Consider the following 15,801-nt stretch of genomic DNA (forward strand, 5'->3'; position numbering starts at 1 on the left):
GCAGGGCGGCGCGCGGCGTTTCGCGCGCGGGGCCCCGCCGGAGCACGCCGGAGAATGACAGCAAAGGAGAGGGCGCGATGGATCTTGGGATCAAGGGCCGCAAGGCGATCGTATGTGCGGGGTCGAAAGGGCTTGGACGGGGCTGCGCGATGGCGCTGGCGCAGGCGGGCGTCGAGATTGTGCTGAACGCGCGCGGCGCCGATGCGCTGGCCGCGACCGCGAACGAGATCATGGCTGCGACCGGGGTGACCGTGACGCCTGTGGCCGCCGACATCACCACGCCCGAGGGGCGCGCGGCGGTGCTGAGCGAAGCGGGCGAGGTCGATATTCTGGTGACGAATGCGGGCGGCCCGCCTCCGGGCAACTGGCGCGATTGGTCGCGTGACGATTTCATCGCGGCGCTCGACGCGAACATGCTCGCCCCGATCGCGATGATGCAGGCGGTTCTGCCTGCCATGATCGAGCAGCGCTGGGGCCGGGTGGTCAACATCACCTCGCAATCCGTCCGCGCGCCGATCGCGCAGCTCGGCCTGTCGAACTCCGCGCGCTCTGGCCTGACGGGCTTCGTTGCGGGCACCTCGCGGCAGGTCGCCGAATTTGGCGTGAACATCAACAACCTGCTGCCGGGCCTGCACGCGACCGACCGTGCGGTGTCGCTCGATACGGCGGCGGCGAAGACGAAGGGCATCTCGGTCGAGGAGGCGAAAGCGCAGCGCGAAGCGACGATCCCGGTGCGCCGCTACGGCACGCCCGAGGAGTTCGGCGCGACCTGCGCCTTCATGTGTTCGGCTCATGCGGGGTTCATGGTCGGGCAGAACGTGATGCTCGATGGCGGGCTGAACAACATCTCGATCTAAGCCGGTCTGCCGGACCTGCCGGGCTTGCTTGGGGGGCGGGGGGCTGTTATCTCCCGCCCTGCATTGCCTGACACTTTCGGTCGAGATTTCGCTGCATGAGCGCACAATTACCCCCACCGCGCCTCGAAGTTCGCGCGCTTGGCCGCGTGTTCGACGGGCGGGCCGTCGTCGATGACGTGTCCTTCGCGATCCCCGCGGGGCAGGTGACCTGTCTGCTGGGGCCTTCGGGCTGCGGCAAGTCGACGACGCTGCGGCTGATCGCGGGCGTCGACATGCAGGATACGGGCGAGATCTACGTCGATGGCAAGCTGATCTGCGACACGGTGTTCCGCATCCCGCCCGAGCAACGCGCGATCGGGCTGATGTTTCAGGACTTCGCGCTGTTTCCGCATCTGACGGTGGCCGAGAATATCGCCTTCGGCCTCAAGGGCGATGCGGCAGCGAAGCGCGCCCGCGTGACGGAATTGCTCGAGAAGGTGCGGCTCACGCGGCATCGCGACAGCTATCCCCACGGGCTTTCGGGCGGCGAGCAGCAACGCGTGGCACTGGCGCGCGCGCTTGCGCCACGGCCGCGTATCCTCTTGATGGACGAGCCTTTCTCGGGACTGGACGAGCGCCTGCGCGACGATATCCGCGACGAGACGCTGGCGCTTCTGAAAGAGGAAAACACGGCCGTTCTTCTGGTCACGCATGAGCCGCATGAGGCGATGCGGATGGCCGATGAGATCCTGCTGATGCGCGGCGGGAAAATCGTGCAGCGCGGTGCGCCCTACAACCTTTACAACGCGCCGGTGGATCGGGCGGCGGCGGCGTTCTTCTCGGATGTGAACGTGCTCAAGGGGCAGGTGAAGGACGCGCTGACCGTGACGCCCTTCGGCGACTTCCTGACGCCGGGCCATGCGGACGGGACCGAGATCGACATCGTGATCCGCCCGCAGCATCTGAAGATCGATTTCGACCGGGCAGGGCGTGGCCCGGCTCCGACGCCGCAGGACGGCACGCCCGCGCGTGGCGTCGTCGAACGCGCGCGCTTCCTGGGCCGCGAAAGCCTTGTCGAGTTTCGGATGGATTTCGACGGCACGATCCTGCGCGCCAGCGTCCCCAACGTCTTCCTGCCGAAGCCCGGCACGCCGATGTGGTTGATGATCCGCCGCGATCGCTGCTTCGTCTTCCCGGCGAAAGAGGCTGGCGTTTAAGCGCTCAGCGGTCTTGCCGCCCCGCGCGTCCGCCCCGGCGTTTGCGCAGTTGCGGCGCGCGCTCGGGCAGTTCCGCCATCACTTCGCGGCGCGCCTCGGGCGTCATCCGCGACCATGCGCCGATTTCTTCCATCGTGCGGTAACAACCGATGCAGATCCGCGCCTCGGGGTGGATCTGGCAGAGCTTGACGCAGGGGCTCTCGATCTCGGCGCGTTTCCAGATGTCGTCGGTGTTTTGCGGATCGTTCATGCCGCCCCCAGATAGCGCAGCCGATCCAGCGCGCCTTGCAGGATGAAGCTCGCCGCGACGTGGTCGATCGCCTCGGCGCGTTTGGCGCGCGACATGTCGGCCTCCAGCATCGCGCGTTCGGCGGCGACCGTGCTCAGCCGCTCGTCCCAGTAGCTGATCGGCAGATCGGTGAGGCGGCTGAGGTTGCGGGCGAAGGCGCGGGTCGATTGGCAACGCGCGCCCTCGGTCCCGTCCATGTTCTTCGGCAGGCCGAGGATCAGGCCCTTCAACTCGCGCTCCGCCACGATCTTCAGAAGCGCCTCGGCATCGACGCCGAATTTCTTGCGTTTGATCGTCGAGAGCGGCGTCGCGACCGAGCGCAGCCCGTCGGACACCGCGATGCCGATGGTCTTGGTGCCCAGATCGAGCCCCGCGACCCCGCCCATGCGGGGGATCGCTTCGGCGAACTCTTCGATCGTCTCGCAGATCATTCCGCCACACCTGCCGATTTCGCGGCTGCCTCGACCTGAGCCAGCGCGTCCGGGTTGTCCGCCAGCGCCTTCTGCGCCTCGCCCCAGGCTTCCTTGGCGCGTGCGTTCTCGCCCAGAGTCGCGAGCGACGAGATCACGCGGGCCCATTCCTGCGGCGTGCCGCCGTCGGTGGTCAGCCGGTCAAAGAGACCGTCGACCATGCCCTGGATCATTTGCTGGCGCTCCTCGGGCGTCATGGACTGCGCGTCCTTCATCTGCTGGGCGCTCGGGCCGGGGAGGGCCGGTGCCGCTTGCGGTGCGCTTTGCCCCGCCGAAGCGCCGCCCATATCCTTGAGCGCCTGACCGGCGGGCGCCTGATGGGCCGCGTCGATCTTCGCCATGTCTTCCGGGCGCGAACCGAATTTGCCCTTCGCTTCGCCATAGATCGCATCGGCACGGTCGACCTCGCCGATCATGCGCAGCGACGAAATCAGACGTGCCCAATCATCCGCGCTGCCGCCTTCTTGCGCGAGCCGGTCGTTCAGCCGTTCTACCATCGAGCGGATCATGTCCTGACGGGCCTCGGGCGACATATCCGCTGCCGCCGCGACGTCTGCCTGCGACGGGCCGGGGGCGCCGCGCGGTCTGGGCGGGGTGTAGTCCTTCTCGCCCGCGAGCCATGCCAGGTCGTTAATGTTCTGCCGCATCATCGGCACCCAGGGGTCGCTATTCTCCGAGTTGCGCAACGCGCTGTCCCAGAAGCGGAACGCGCGGTCGGCACGCCCGTTCTGCAGCATCATCAGGCCGACATAATAGAGCGACAGCCCGTTCTTCGGATCCATCGTCAGTGCGGTCGCGAAGACTTTCTCCGCCTCGGGGGTGATCATTCCGCCTGCCGCGACGGCCATCATGTCGCCCAGCTCGGCGTAATCCTGCGCCGTCGCAGAATCGCCTTTTGTCGCGACGAGACGCTGCTGCGCCTTCCATGCGGCATCGAAGTTGCCCAGAGTCGCCTCGTTGCGTGCCAGCAGTTCGAGACCTTTCGGATCGTTGGGCTTTTTCGCCACGGCTTCGCGCAGCTTCTTCATCAGTGCGAGGAATTGTGGGTCCGGGTTGGATTGGGGGGCGGTCGCGCGGGCTTTTGCCATTTTCTCGGCTTCGGCCTGCGAGGGGCGGCTGTCATAAAGCTTGTCGGCATCCGCAAGACGCACGCCGATGGGCTGGTCCTCGTACCCGTCCTGCCCCACGTAATCGTAAAGCGCGAATGCCCCGCCGAAAATCACGACGACGCCGAGCACGACTGCGATGGTCGCCCCTTTCGGCGCGCGGCCCAGATCGGAGCCTGCCTGTGCCTTGCGGTCGGCCTCGAGCATCCGGCGCGAAATTTCCAGCTTCGCGCGGTCGGCTTCCTCGCGCGAGGTGACGCCGCGTTCGACGTCGCGCTCCAGATCGCGCAGCTGGTCGCGATAGACCTGCACGTCATACGAGGCCGCAGGGGCCATCTCGTCCTCGCCGCGCCCGCGCAGCAGCGCAAGGGCGAACAAAAGCGCGATGACCGCAACGAGCGCGGCGGCGATAATCCAGAACAGCATGGCGTCTCCTCATCCTTCGTTCCCCATTTAGGCGAGATGACGCCGCGCCGAAAGGGTCTAGCGCGTGAATGGAACTCGATGTCGCAGGCCCATGTCGCTTTTTTCCCTGCGATGCCGCAACAGGGGGGCTTTCGTCCGCCGCCCCGGTCCATCACAAAGGCGAAAGAGTCGAGACTGCTCGGAGGCGCGCTCATGAAACGCTATTCGATGTTTGCCGTTGCACGTGAGGCGATGCGCTTCCATCGCGGCTGGGAACGAGCATGGCGCTCCCCCGAGCCGAAGAAACGCTACAAGGTCATCGTCGTTGGGGCGGGCGGGCATGGCCTGGCCACCGCCTATTACCTCGGCAAGGTGCATGGCATCACCGATGTCGCGGTGATCGAGAAAGGCTGGCTGGGCGGCGGCAATACGGGCCGCAACACCACGATCATCCGCTCGAACTATCTGCAGGATCCCTCGGCCGCGATCTACGAGAAAGCCCGCGCGCTTTACGAGGATCTGAGCCAGGATCTGAACTACAACGTGATGTTCTCGCCGCGGGGCCTGCTGATGCTAGGCCAGACCGAGCACGAGGTACGCGGCTACAAGCGCACGGTGCACGCCAACCGTCTGCAGGGCATCGACACCGAATGGATCGGGCCGCAGCAGGTCAAGGATCTCGTGCCGATCATCAATATCGACGGGCCGCGCTACCCGGTGCTGGGCGCGCTGCTGCAAAAGCGCGGCGGCACGGCACGGCACGACGCGGTGGCTTGGGGCTATGCGCGGGCCTGTTCCGATATGGGCATGGATATCATCCAGAAATGCGAAGTGACCGGCGTGCGCACCGAGGGCGGCAAGGTGCAGGGCATCTCGACCAGCAAGGGCGAGATCGACTGCGAACAGCTCGCCATCGTCGTCGCGGGGCACTCCTCGGTCATGGCCGAGATGGCGGGCTTCCGTCTGCCGATCGAGAGCGTGGCGCTGCAGGCTTGGGTCTCCGAGCCGATCAAACCCTGCATGGACGTCGTCGTGATGGCCAACACCGTGCACGGCTACATGTCGCAATCCGACAAGGGCGAGATGGTGATCGGCGGCGGCACGGACGGGTTCAACAACTACACCCAACGCGGCTCGTGGCACCATGTCGAGGAGACCACCCGCGCGCTGGTCGAGACCTTCCCGATCATCTCGCGCCTCAAGATGCTGCGCCAATGGGGCGGCATCGTGGACATGACCGGTGACCGCTCGCCCATCCTGTCGAAAACACCCGTGGAGGGCATCTTCGTCAATTGCGGCTGGGGCACCGGCGGGTTCAAGGCGATCCCGGGCTCGGGCTATGGCATGGCCGAGTTGATTGCGCGCGGCCACTCGCCGCTGACCGACCAATTCGGGCTCGACCGTTTCAAGGAAGGCCGCTTCATCGACGAAAGCGTCGCCGCAGGGGTGGCGCACTGATGAAGACGACCTCCCTTTCGACCTGCTTCAAATCCCTCCCGGCGCTCTCCAACTGCGAGGTGCATCCCAAATGCTGACCCTCACCTGTCCCTGCTGCGGCGTCATCGCCGAGGAAACCGAATTCGCCCCGGGCGGCGAGGCGCATCTCAAGCGCTTCGGGCCGGGCTCGTCGGATGACGAGTTCGAGGGCTACCTGTTCGCCCGCAAGAACCCGAAAGGCGTCCATTTCGAGCGCTGGCGGCACGCCTATGGCTGCGGCAAGTGGTTCCTGGCTGCACGCGACACCAACACGCTCGAGGTGTTTGCGACCTACAAGGCGCAGACCACCGAGCCCCCCGCCGATGTGATCGCGAAGATCAAAGCGAAACGCCCCGACTGGGAGGGCTATAAATGAGCACGCGTCTTTCCAAGGGTGGTCGTCTGATCGACCGCGCGAAACCGCTCGCCTTCACCTTCAACGGCAAGCCGATGCGCGGCTTTGCGGGCGATACGCTGGCCTCGGCTCTGCTGGGCGGCGGTCAGGTCATGGTGGGCCGGTCGTTCAAATATCACCGCCCGCGCGGCATCGTGGCGTCTGGCGCGGAAGAGCCGAACGCGCTCGTCGGTCTGGGCCGTAACGCGCGGTTCGAACCCGATCAGCGCACCACCACGACCGAGCTGTTCGAAGGCGCCGAGACCACCAGCCAGAACCACTGGCCGTCGCTCGACTTCGATATCGGCGAGATCAACAACACCTTCTACAAATTCCTGCCCGCAGGTTTCTACTACAAGACCTTCATGGCGCCGCGGGCTGCGTGGAAGCACCTCTTCGAGCCCATCATCCGCAAATCGGCGGGCTTGGGCGGCGTGCCGAAAGAGGCCGACCCGGATCGCTACGAACAGGTCTATGCCCATTGCGATGTGCTCGTCGTGGGTGGCGGTGTGGCGGGTCTTGCCGCGGCGCTCAAGGAAGGTCGCGCGGGCAAGCGCGTCTGGCTGATCGAGCAGACCCCGAACTGGGGCGGGCGCACCCCGGTCGATGGCGGTCAGATCGACGGTCACGACGCGCAGACCTGGATCGACAGCGCGCTGGTCGAACTGTCCTCGATGGAGAACGTCACGATGCGCACCCGCCTTATGGCGGCGGGTCTGCACGATCATGGCTATGTCATCGGCTACGAGAACCTCGCCGACACCACCCCCGGCGATGGCCGTCCGCGCCACCGTCTCTGGCGCATCCGTGCAGGCCACACGATCACCGCGACGGGCGCGATCGAGCGTCCGCTGGCCTTCGCGGGCAATGACGTGCCTGGCGTGATGCTGGCCTCGGCGGTGCGCGATTACATCGTGAACTGGGCGGTTTCGCCCGGTGATCGCACGGTGCTCGTGACCAACAATGACGACGCCTACCGCACGGCGCTCGCGATCCTCGATGCAGGTCTGACGGTCTCGGCCGTGGTCGATGCGCGCGAGGAAACCCATGGGGCACTGCCCGAAGCCGTGAAGGCGCGCGGCGTGCGTGTCCTCGAAGGGCGCGGCATCGCGAAAGTGCTGGGCCGCAAGGGCGTCTCCGGCGTCGAGATCTGCGCACAGGCAGGCGAGGGCGGTGCGGTCGAGATGATCGACTGCGATTGCGTCGCGATGTCGGGCGGCTGGTCGCCGGTCGTGCACCTGTGGTCCCATTGCGGCGGCAAGCTAACCTGGGACGATGCGCGCGCGATGTTCCGCCCCGATCCCAACCGTCCGCCGACCGGCGCGGACGGGACCGGCATGGCGACGGTCGTGGGGGCCGCCAATGGCGATCTGACGCTCTCCGAGGCGATGGGCGGTCTGGGTATCGGCGCAGCTTCCGAGGAAGAAGCGCCGCTCGCCCCGGTCTGGATGATGCCGGCGGGCGCGCCCGACGCGCTGCGCTTCAAGAGCTTCCTCGACTACCAGAACGACGTGAAGGTCTCCGACGTGCAACTCGCCGCGCGCGAGGGCTACGAGTCGGTCGAACATACCAAGCGCTACACTACGCTCGGCATGGCGACCGATCAGGGGAAACTGAGCAATATCAACGGGCTCGCGATCCTCTCGGATGCGCTTGGTCAACCGATCCCCGCCACTGGCACCACCACCTTCCGCCCGCCCTACACGCCGATTTCGCTCGGCGCTGTGACGGCGGAGGCCAAGGGCGAGCTGTTCCAGCCGCTGCGCCGCACCCCGATCCAGTCCTGGCACGAGGCCAAGGGCGCGCATTGGGAACCGGTCGGCCATTGGCGTCGCCCCTATTGCTACCCGAAATCGGGCGAAAGCCATCGCGACGCGGTCAATCGCGAGATCACCAATACCCGCAAGAATGTGGGCATGCTCGACGCCTCGACGCTAGGCAAGATCGTGGTGAAAGGGCCCGATGCGGGGAAATTCCTCGACATGCTTTACACCAACATGATGTCGACCCTGCCGGTGGGCAAATGCCGCTACGGGCTGATGTGCAACGAGAACGGCTTCCTGATGGATGACGGCGTCGTGGCGCGGCTCGACGAGGATACGTGGCTGTGCCACACCACCTCGGGCGGGGCGGATCACATCCACGGCTGGATGGAAGACTGGCTGCAATGCGAGTGGTGGGACTGGAAGGTCTACACCGCGAACCTGACCGAGCAATACGCCCAGATCGCCGTCGTCGGTCCGAAATCGCGCGAGCTGCTGGAGCGCTTGGGCGGCATGGATGTCAGCAAGGAGACGCTGCCCTTCATGAAATGGACCGAGGGCAAGCTGGGCACGTTCGACGCGCGCATCTTCCGGATCTCCTTCTCGGGCGAGCTGAGCTACGAGATCGCGGTGCCCGCGAGCCAAGGCCTCGCGCTGTGGAAGGCGCTCATGGCCGAGGGCGAGGCGCTTGGCGTGATGCCCTACGGTACCGAGGCGCTGCATGTGATGCGCGCCGAGAAGGGCTTCATCATGATCGGCGACGAGACCGACGGCACGGTGATCCCGCAGGATCTCGGCCTGAACTGGGCGCTCTCGAAGAAGAAGACCGACTATCTGGGCAAGCGCGCGCAGGAGCGGTCCTACATGACCGACCCGAACCGCTGGAAGCTGGTCGGCCTCGAGACGCTCGACGGATCGGTGATCCCCGATGGCAGCCACGCGCCCGCCGACGGGTTCAACGCCAACGGTCAGCGCAACACGCAGGGCCGCGTCACCTCGACCTACTACTCGCCGACGATCGGCAAGGGGATCGCGATGGGGCTGGTGCTGAACGGGCCCGACCGTATGGGCGAGGTGATCGAGTTCACCGGCGAGGGCGAGGAAATGGTCAAGGCGCGGATCGTCGATCCGGTCTTCTACGACAAGGACGGGGAGAAGCAGAATGTCTGAGGCCGTCAGCGCCCTTTCGGGCCAAACCCACGAAGGTTTCGTCACCGTGTCCGAGGCCGGGCTGGTGGGCATGATCTCCATCCGCACCGATCTGGAGGCCAAGGGGCTCGCCAAGGCGCTCAAGGCCGAGGGGCTACCCGTCCCCGGCCCGCGCCGGATCGAGACTGTCGACGGGCGCTCCATCGCCTGGATGAGCCCGGATGAGCTGTTGCTGATCTGCGCTCATGACGAGGCGCCCGCGCTGACCGATCGGCTAGCCAAAGCGCTTGCCGGGGATCACGCGCTGGTCGTCAACGTCTCGGATGCCCGCGCAATGTTTACCATTCGTGGGGACAAGGCGGATCAGGTGGTGATGAAGCTCTCGCCCGCCGATATCGCGACCCTGCCCGAAGGCGAAATCCGCCGCTCCCGCACAGCGCAAGTCGCGGCCGCGTTCTGGCGCTCCGGGGAAAGTGAAATCTCACTCATATCTTTCCGCTCTGTTGCCGGCTATGTTATGGGACTGCTTGAAGTTTCCGCCCGCGAGGGCAGCGATCTCTTTTAACATCAGGGCGTTGGTCTTGCATTAATCGGGCCGCTTCGTGCCCGATTAATTTGTCGAGGCCATATGTTCCGTCCATTTCTTTTCGCAGCTTTCTTCGTCTTTTCCGCTGGCCCGGTGCTGGCAAATCCCGAGCAGCCGAAGCTGCCGCGCGGGACGCAGGTGATGCGTTGCACCTTCGAGACCGGCCATCTGTCGAATTCGACACCCGGCGAGGTCGATCTGCTGAAAATCCCGGGCGGGGAATGGAAGGTCTATGACACGTTCCTCCATCATTTCGACTTGCCGTTGCAGCCGGTGCAGGTGCTTGTCGACAATCCAAAGCGCACGACGTTTGGCTGGAAGGTCGACAGGCTCAAGACCAAGCGCAACTACTACACCCCGCGCGTCGAGTTCCGCGTGACCCGTTTGAAGGCCAGTGGGCGGGCCTCGATCGCGGTGCGCCCGCGAGGCTATCGGTCTGAGACGGCTTGGGGCTCCTGCGATCCGATCCATGAGATCCAGTCCGGGGCAGGGGGCGCGGCCTCTTCGTCGTAGAATTGCGACAAGACATCTTAATCAACGGCGGGCGTCCCCGAGCGTCCGTCATCTGTCGAACGTGCAGAGGGTGTTTGACGCCACGTCTGGCCGCTGCCGACCTCCGGATGCGCGCAGACACCCTTTGCGACGCCGCGAGGAGCGATCCTCTACGGTGAGCCTCGTCTCTCGAGCTTCATGCGCACGTTTGTCGCTCAGGGCACTGGGACTTCCTCGGAAGCCGCCAAGTCTGGACGCTGCGTCCTGAGCGCGACGCGCGTTTCGCTGGCTTTGCGGCGCGCGGCTGTCAGTTCCTCCATCGCCTGTTCGTCGTCGATACGTCCAAGGTCGGCACCGCCAAATTCATAATCGAACGGGACGTTGTGAAGGGCAGGGTCGACCTGGAAAATAATATCGTTAACCGCAAAGCTGTTTTTGCGATAACCCTCCTCGATTGAAAGAGACAGGGAAATCAGATGTCGACTGTTGAAAGGCGACATGAAGAAATTGCGCGTAAGTGCCGGGAAAATGAGCCCGATTGTCGAGCTGTAGTATATTTCGAGGAACATAAGGTCGACTTGGCGTTTCGCAGCATTTTTCGGCAGCGTTTCAACCCAGTTCTGATATTCAGGTAGAAACGTTCTATATGTTTTGCGATCGAACTCCTTGCCCGGCACGATCAACAGTCGCTTGACTTGCCAGCGGAGATTATTTCTTCCGTCTTCGCCAAGCTTGTCGATGAACACGGCACGTAACAAGTCGGTTTGGTGACCGCGCAGGATCACCATTCTATCGGTGAGGCATTCATGCAGCCCATGAGCGACTTCCCGGGTCAGCTTTTTCTTGAACCCGAGCGCGGCATGAAATTCGGCTTCGAACCGCGAAACATCCTCTTCAGAGACCTTGATATTCCGTTTGTCGTGAATTTCATGGTCGACCCGCATGACCTTCGCGAGTGTTGCAGCGATCGTTGCGTCGATCCTGCTCGCGTAATTATGGATATGGGTGAAAAATTGGTCGAAGCCCGCAAGGTTCGTGCGCGATATGGACGCGAGTAGACGGCTATCCTGCCCTCCCGATAATGGGAGCGCAGTTTTGAAATTGGCATTGATTTCCGCGATAACCTTCGAGGTTCGTTGGGTTATTTCTTCATAGATTTCGTCATGCGATCGACTTGTCGTAAAATCTTCGTCGCGCGGCCAAAACCGCGTTTCAGAAAAGTCGTTCAGATCGAGATGATAATTCGGATTGCCGCGGCGGACATCCTTATCGAAGGTATGGAATAGGCTGTAATTCCCTTCCCCGCGCTCGATGCGTGAATGGTCGTATAGCGGATGAGGCGTCGCGTCGCGTTCGATGCAAAGGGCAAGGCTCGACGCAACTTGCCGTTCTTCACGGTCATAGACCATGCCATTCATGCCGACTGCGTCGCTATAAAACCGCTTTGAATCGCCTCTCGCAATGAACGCATTATATCGACCGCTAACGTAATAGAACCAGTCTTCGAAATCCTCGAAGAAGCTATTGCGATCCAAATCGAGTGACGCGATTTTATGTGTGCCTTTCACCAAGGTCGCGTTATCAACTCCGACACCGATGAAAAGGCCGATCGCACGGCCATTGGCATCTTCCAGGTTCGAAACGCACACTCCGTCGCCGACATACAGATTCCAGCTTGCGAAACTGTAACGCTGCAGAGTTGTGTCCGTAATCTCACGTTGTGTCAGAAGATATTGCCAGCGCGAAATCTTTTCGAAACTGACTCCTGCTTGCGCGCAGACGGACTCCGCTCTAATCGTCGACATTCACAAATCTTTCTGAAAAATTATGAATTGGTTTAGATACTGATTAAATTTGTACCGATACTATGATCTCGGGCGTCCTTGTCAACGCTGCCGGTCGGGCGCTCGACAAGGAACGAGGGCTTTCAGGCCCAACTCCCGTCTGGGCCTGATCTTGCAACAAACAAAAACGCGCGCCGGGGCGGGACCTCGGCGCGCGGTCTGTTTAATGCAGGAAAGGTTATTCCAGTTCGACCAGCAGATCCTTCGCGTCGATCTGGGCGCCCGGCGAGACATGGATCGCTTTCACCGTGGCTTCGCGGTCGGAATGGATGCCCGTCTCCATCTTCATCGCTTCGATGGTCAGGAGCATATCGCCCGGTTTCACCTTCTGGCCGACATTGACCGCGATCGAGGCGATCGAGCCTGGCATCGGCGCGCCGATATGGTTCGTATTGCCCGCCTCGGCCTTCGGCTTCGCTGCCGTCGTCGCCTTCACCGCGCGGTTCGGGACGCGCACGGCGCGGGGCTGGCCGTTGAGTTCGAAATAGACCTTCACCTCGCCCAGCTCGTCGGTCTCGCCGGTGGTGAGGTAGCGGATCTCCAGCGTCTTGCCGGGGTCGATCTCGGCGGAGATCTCGTCCTGCGGCTCCATCCCGTAGAAAAAGACCGGGGTGGGCAGGGTGCGCACCGGGCCATAGGCTTCGTGGCGGCTTGCGTAATCGGTGAAGACCTTGGGATACATCAGGTAGCCCGCGAGATCCTCATTGTCGATTTCGCGCCCGTCGAGCTGATCGGAGACCTCCTTGCGGGCGGCTTCCAGATCGACCGGGGGCAGGTTCTTTCCCGGGCGCTCGGTCGAGGGATGCTCGCCTTTGAGCACCTTCTTCACAACCCCCTCGGGCCAGCCGCCGGGCGGTTGGCCGAGATTGCCGCGCATCATGTCGATCACCGAATCCGGGAAGGAGACATCCTTGGCCGGGTCGAGCACGTCTTCCTTCGACAGGCCCTGCGCCACCATCATCAGCGCCATGTCGCCCACGACTTTCGAGGACGGCGTGACCTTCACGATATCGCCGAAGATCTGGTTGGCATCGGCATAGGCCTGCGCCACCTCGTGCCAGCGCTCTTCCAGCCCCAACGAGCGCGCCTGCGCCTTGAGGTTGGTGAACTGGCCGCCGGGCATCTCGTGCAGATAGACCTCGGAGGCCGGGGCTTCGAGGCCGCTCTCGAAGGCCGCATATTGGTGGCGCACGGCCTCCCAATAGTTCGACATCATGCGGATCGCGTGGATATCGAGGCCGGTGTCGCGCTCGGTATGGGCCAGGGCCTCCACGATCGAGCCGAGACAGGGCTGCGAGGTGCCGCCCGAGAAGGCGTCCATCGCCGCATCCACCGCATCGACGCCTGCATCTGCCGCCGCGAGAATGGTCGCGCCCGCGATTCCGCTCGTGTCATGGGTGTGGAAGTGGATCGGGATATCGACCTCTTCCTTCAGCGCCGCGATCAGCTTGCGGGCGGCAGCGGGTTTCAGAAGGCCTGCCATATCCTTGAGACCCAGTACATGTGCGCCCGCGGCCTCCAGCTCTTTTGCCATACCGATATAGTATTTCAGGTCATACTTGGCGCGGTCCGGATCGAGGATATCGCCGGTGTAGCAGATCGTGCCTTCGCAGATTTTGCCGCTCTCGATCACCGCATCCATCGCGACGCGCATGTTCTCGACCCAGTTCAGCGAGTCGAAGACGCGGAACACGTCGACGCCGCTTTCCGCCGCCTGCTTCACGAAGAACTGCACCACATTGTCGGGGTAGTTCGTGTAGCCCACGCCATTCGAGGCGCGCAGCAGCATCTGCGTCAGGATGTTGGGCATCTCTTCGCGGATGTCGCGCAGGCGCTGCCACGGGCATTCCTGCAAGAAGCGATAGGCCACGTCGAAGGTTGCGCCGCCCCAGCATTCGACCGAGAAGAGGTCGCTGAGGTTCGAGGCATAGGCGGGCGCGGCCTTGATCATGTCGATCGAGCGCATCCGGGTCGCCAGAAGCGACTGGTGGCCGTCGCGCATCGTGGTGTCGGTCAGCAGAAGCTTCTTCTGCGCCTTCATCCAGTCGGCGACCGCCTTCGCGCCCTCTTTCTCGAGCAGGTTTCGGCTGCCCGGTTTTGCCTCATCCCTGAAGGCGGGCAGGCGCGGCGGTTTCGCCTCGGCATGGGGCTTGTTGCGGCCCGCGGTCTCGGGGTGACCGTTCACGGTGATATCCGCGATATAGGTCAGGATCTTGGTGCCCCGGTCGCGGCGCTGCTTGAAGTCGAACAGCTCCGGCGTCGTGTCGATGAACTTCGTCGTGTAGCTCATGTCGAGGAAGGTCGGGTGCTTGAGCAGGTTGATGACGAAGTCGATATTCGTGCTCACGCCGCGGATACGGAATTCGCGCAGGGCGCGGTCCATCCGGCGGATCGCCTGATCGGGATCCTGCGCCCAGGCGGTGACCTTCACCAGAAGCGAGTCGTAGTAGCGGGTGATGACGCCGCCCGCATAGGCCGTGCCGCCGTCGAGGCGGATGCCGTTGCCGGTGGCCGAGCGATAGGCGGTCAGGCGGCCGTAATCGGGGATGAAGTTGTTCTGCGGGTCTTCGGTGGTCACGCGACACTGCAGCGCGTGGCCCGACAGTTCGATCTCGTCCTGAGATTTCGCGCGGGTGGCCTCGGCCAGCGTCGCGCCCTCGGCGATCTTGATCTGGGCCTGCACGATGTCGATGCCGGTGACCTCTTCGGTCACGGTATGCTCGACCTGAACGCGCGGGTTCACCTCGATGAAGTAGAACTTGTCCGAGTCCATATCCATCAGGAATTCGACCGTGCCGGCGCATTCATAGCCGACCGCCTGACCGATCTTCAGCGCGAGCTGGCAGACCTCTTCGCGCTGCTCGTCCGAGAGATAGGGGGCGGGGGCGCGTTCGACGACCTTCTGGTTGCGGCGCTGCACGGTGCAGTCGCGCTCGTAGAGGTGATAGAGATTGCCATGCGTGTCGCCCAGCAGCTGCACCTCGACGTGGCGCGCGCGGATGATCATCTTCTCGAGATAGCCCTCGCCATTGCCGAAGGCGGCCTCGGCTTCGCGACGGCCCTCGCGGACCTTCTCGACCAGTTCTTCCTCGCCGAGGATCGGGCGCATGCCGCGCCCGCCGCCGCCCCAGCTGGCTTTCAGCATCAGCGGGTAGCCGATCTCGGCGGCCTCTTTCTTGATCGCGTCAAAATCCTCGCCCAGCACTTCGGTCGCGGGGATGACCGGCACACCGGCCTTGATCGCTACGCGACGGGCCGAGGCCTTGTCGCCGAGCGCGCGCATCGTTTCGGCCTTCGGGCCGATGAAGGTGATGCCGGCGGCGTCGCAGGCTTCGACGAAATCGGGGTTCTCCGACAGCAGGCCATAGCCCGGGTGGATCGCATCGGCACCGCTTTCCTTGGCGACGCGGATGATCTCTTCGATCGAGAGATAGGCGCCGACGGGCGAAAGGCCCTCGCCGATGCGATAGGCTTCATCGGCTTTGAAGCGGTGCAGGCCCAACTTGTCCTCTTCGGCGTAGACGGCGACCGTCTTCTTGCCCAGCTCGTTGGCGGCGCGCATCACCCGGATGGCGATCTCGCCACGGTTGGCCACGAGGATCTTGTTGAACATAGCGTTCTCCCTGTTGTCGAAAGTGGCGCTACGGTAGCGTTGCCGCGCCGCAGCGCAAGGGCCTACCTGCAAAGTTGGGCAAATTTACTGACCAAACCGCTCGGGTTTGCAAAGTCACGCTGCGCGACCGCAGGTCCGTCCCGGCCCGTCTGGGATTGACT

12 protein-coding genes are annotated in these 15,801 nt (G+C 63.7%); 7 read left to right on the forward strand and 5 right to left on the reverse strand.

Features of this window, described 5'->3' with window-relative positions; genetic code table 11:
- Window positions 1–77: 77 nt before the first annotated feature.
- Window positions 78–857 (forward strand): SDR family oxidoreductase, encoded by a 780-nt coding sequence (locus tag BMI85_RS13160; RefSeq protein ID WP_078601624.1) that lies wholly within the window; start codon window positions 78–80, stop codon window positions 855–857.
- Window positions 858–952: 95 nt separating this feature from the next.
- Window positions 953–2,053, forward strand: a complete 1,101-nt coding sequence (locus tag BMI85_RS13165) for an ABC transporter ATP-binding protein (protein WP_078601625.1) — start codon at window positions 953–955, stop codon at window positions 2,051–2,053.
- A gap of 4 nt (window positions 2,054–2,057) precedes the next feature.
- Here BMI85_RS13165 and BMI85_RS13170 read toward each other — a convergent pair whose 3' ends face one another.
- From BMI85_RS13170 to ccmI, 3 genes are read right to left on the reverse strand one after another with little or no spacing between them, the layout of a single operon-like run.
- Window positions 2,058–2,303, reverse strand: a complete 246-nt coding sequence (locus BMI85_RS13170) for a DUF1289 domain-containing protein (protein WP_078548071.1) — start codon at window positions 2,301–2,303, stop codon at window positions 2,058–2,060.
- Complete coding sequence (gene ruvX / locus BMI85_RS13175; protein WP_078601626.1) at window positions 2,300–2,773, reverse strand: Holliday junction resolvase RuvX; 474 nt, start codon at window positions 2,771–2,773, stop codon at window positions 2,300–2,302. Before ruvX ends, BMI85_RS13170 begins: the two co-directional genes overlap by 4 nt.
- On the reverse strand, window positions 2,770–4,344 hold the full coding sequence (gene ccmI, locus BMI85_RS13180) for a c-type cytochrome biogenesis protein CcmI (RefSeq protein WP_078541871.1): 1,575 nt from the start codon (window positions 4,342–4,344) through the stop codon (window positions 2,770–2,772). The genes ruvX and ccmI overlap by 4 nt, the downstream gene beginning before the upstream one ends.
- A gap of 192 nt (window positions 4,345–4,536) precedes the next feature.
- On the opposite strand from ccmI, the gene BMI85_RS13185 reads away from it, so the two are divergent.
- The 5 genes from BMI85_RS13185 to BMI85_RS13205 all read left to right on the forward strand — a co-directional run bounded on the left by BMI85_RS13185 (window position 4,537) and on the right by BMI85_RS13205 (window position 10,204).
- Window positions 4,537–5,781: a sarcosine oxidase subunit beta family protein gene (locus BMI85_RS13185; RefSeq protein WP_078520286.1), complete on the forward strand. Its 1,245-nt coding sequence runs from the start codon at window positions 4,537–4,539 to the stop codon at window positions 5,779–5,781.
- A 70-nt stretch (window positions 5,782–5,851) separates the two neighbouring features.
- Window positions 5,852–6,175 (forward strand): sarcosine oxidase subunit delta, encoded by a 324-nt coding sequence (locus BMI85_RS13190; RefSeq protein ID WP_078548063.1) that lies wholly within the window; start codon window positions 5,852–5,854, stop codon window positions 6,173–6,175.
- Complete coding sequence (locus BMI85_RS13195; RefSeq protein WP_078601627.1) at window positions 6,172–9,126, forward strand: sarcosine oxidase subunit alpha family protein; 2,955 nt, start codon at window positions 6,172–6,174, stop codon at window positions 9,124–9,126. The genes BMI85_RS13190 and BMI85_RS13195 overlap by 4 nt, the downstream gene beginning before the upstream one ends.
- Complete coding sequence (locus BMI85_RS13200; protein WP_078570101.1) at window positions 9,119–9,670, forward strand: sarcosine oxidase subunit gamma family protein; 552 nt, start codon at window positions 9,119–9,121, stop codon at window positions 9,668–9,670. The genes BMI85_RS13195 and BMI85_RS13200 overlap by 8 nt, the downstream gene beginning before the upstream one ends.
- 63 nt (window positions 9,671–9,733) lie before the next feature.
- The gene (locus tag BMI85_RS13205; protein WP_078601628.1) at window positions 9,734–10,204 is read left to right on the forward strand and encodes a hypothetical protein; all 471 of its coding nucleotides are present in this window, start codon (window positions 9,734–9,736) and stop codon (window positions 10,202–10,204) included.
- Between the two features lie 194 nt (window positions 10,205–10,398).
- Here the strand turns inward: BMI85_RS13205 and BMI85_RS13210 are convergent, their stop codons facing one another.
- Window positions 10,399–11,988, reverse strand: coding sequence for a hypothetical protein (locus BMI85_RS13210; RefSeq protein WP_143595082.1), 1,590 nt, complete (start codon window positions 11,986–11,988; stop codon window positions 10,399–10,401).
- Between the two features lie 217 nt (window positions 11,989–12,205).
- Window positions 12,206–15,640 (reverse strand): pyruvate carboxylase, encoded by a 3,435-nt coding sequence (locus BMI85_RS13215; protein WP_078601630.1) that lies wholly within the window; start codon window positions 15,638–15,640, stop codon window positions 12,206–12,208.
- Window positions 15,641–15,801 lie beyond the last annotated feature (161 nt).

The sequence above is a fragment of the Thioclava sp. DLFJ4-1 genome (assembly GCF_002020145.1).
Classification (GTDB): Bacteria; Pseudomonadota; Alphaproteobacteria; order Rhodobacterales; family Rhodobacteraceae; genus Thioclava; species Thioclava sediminum.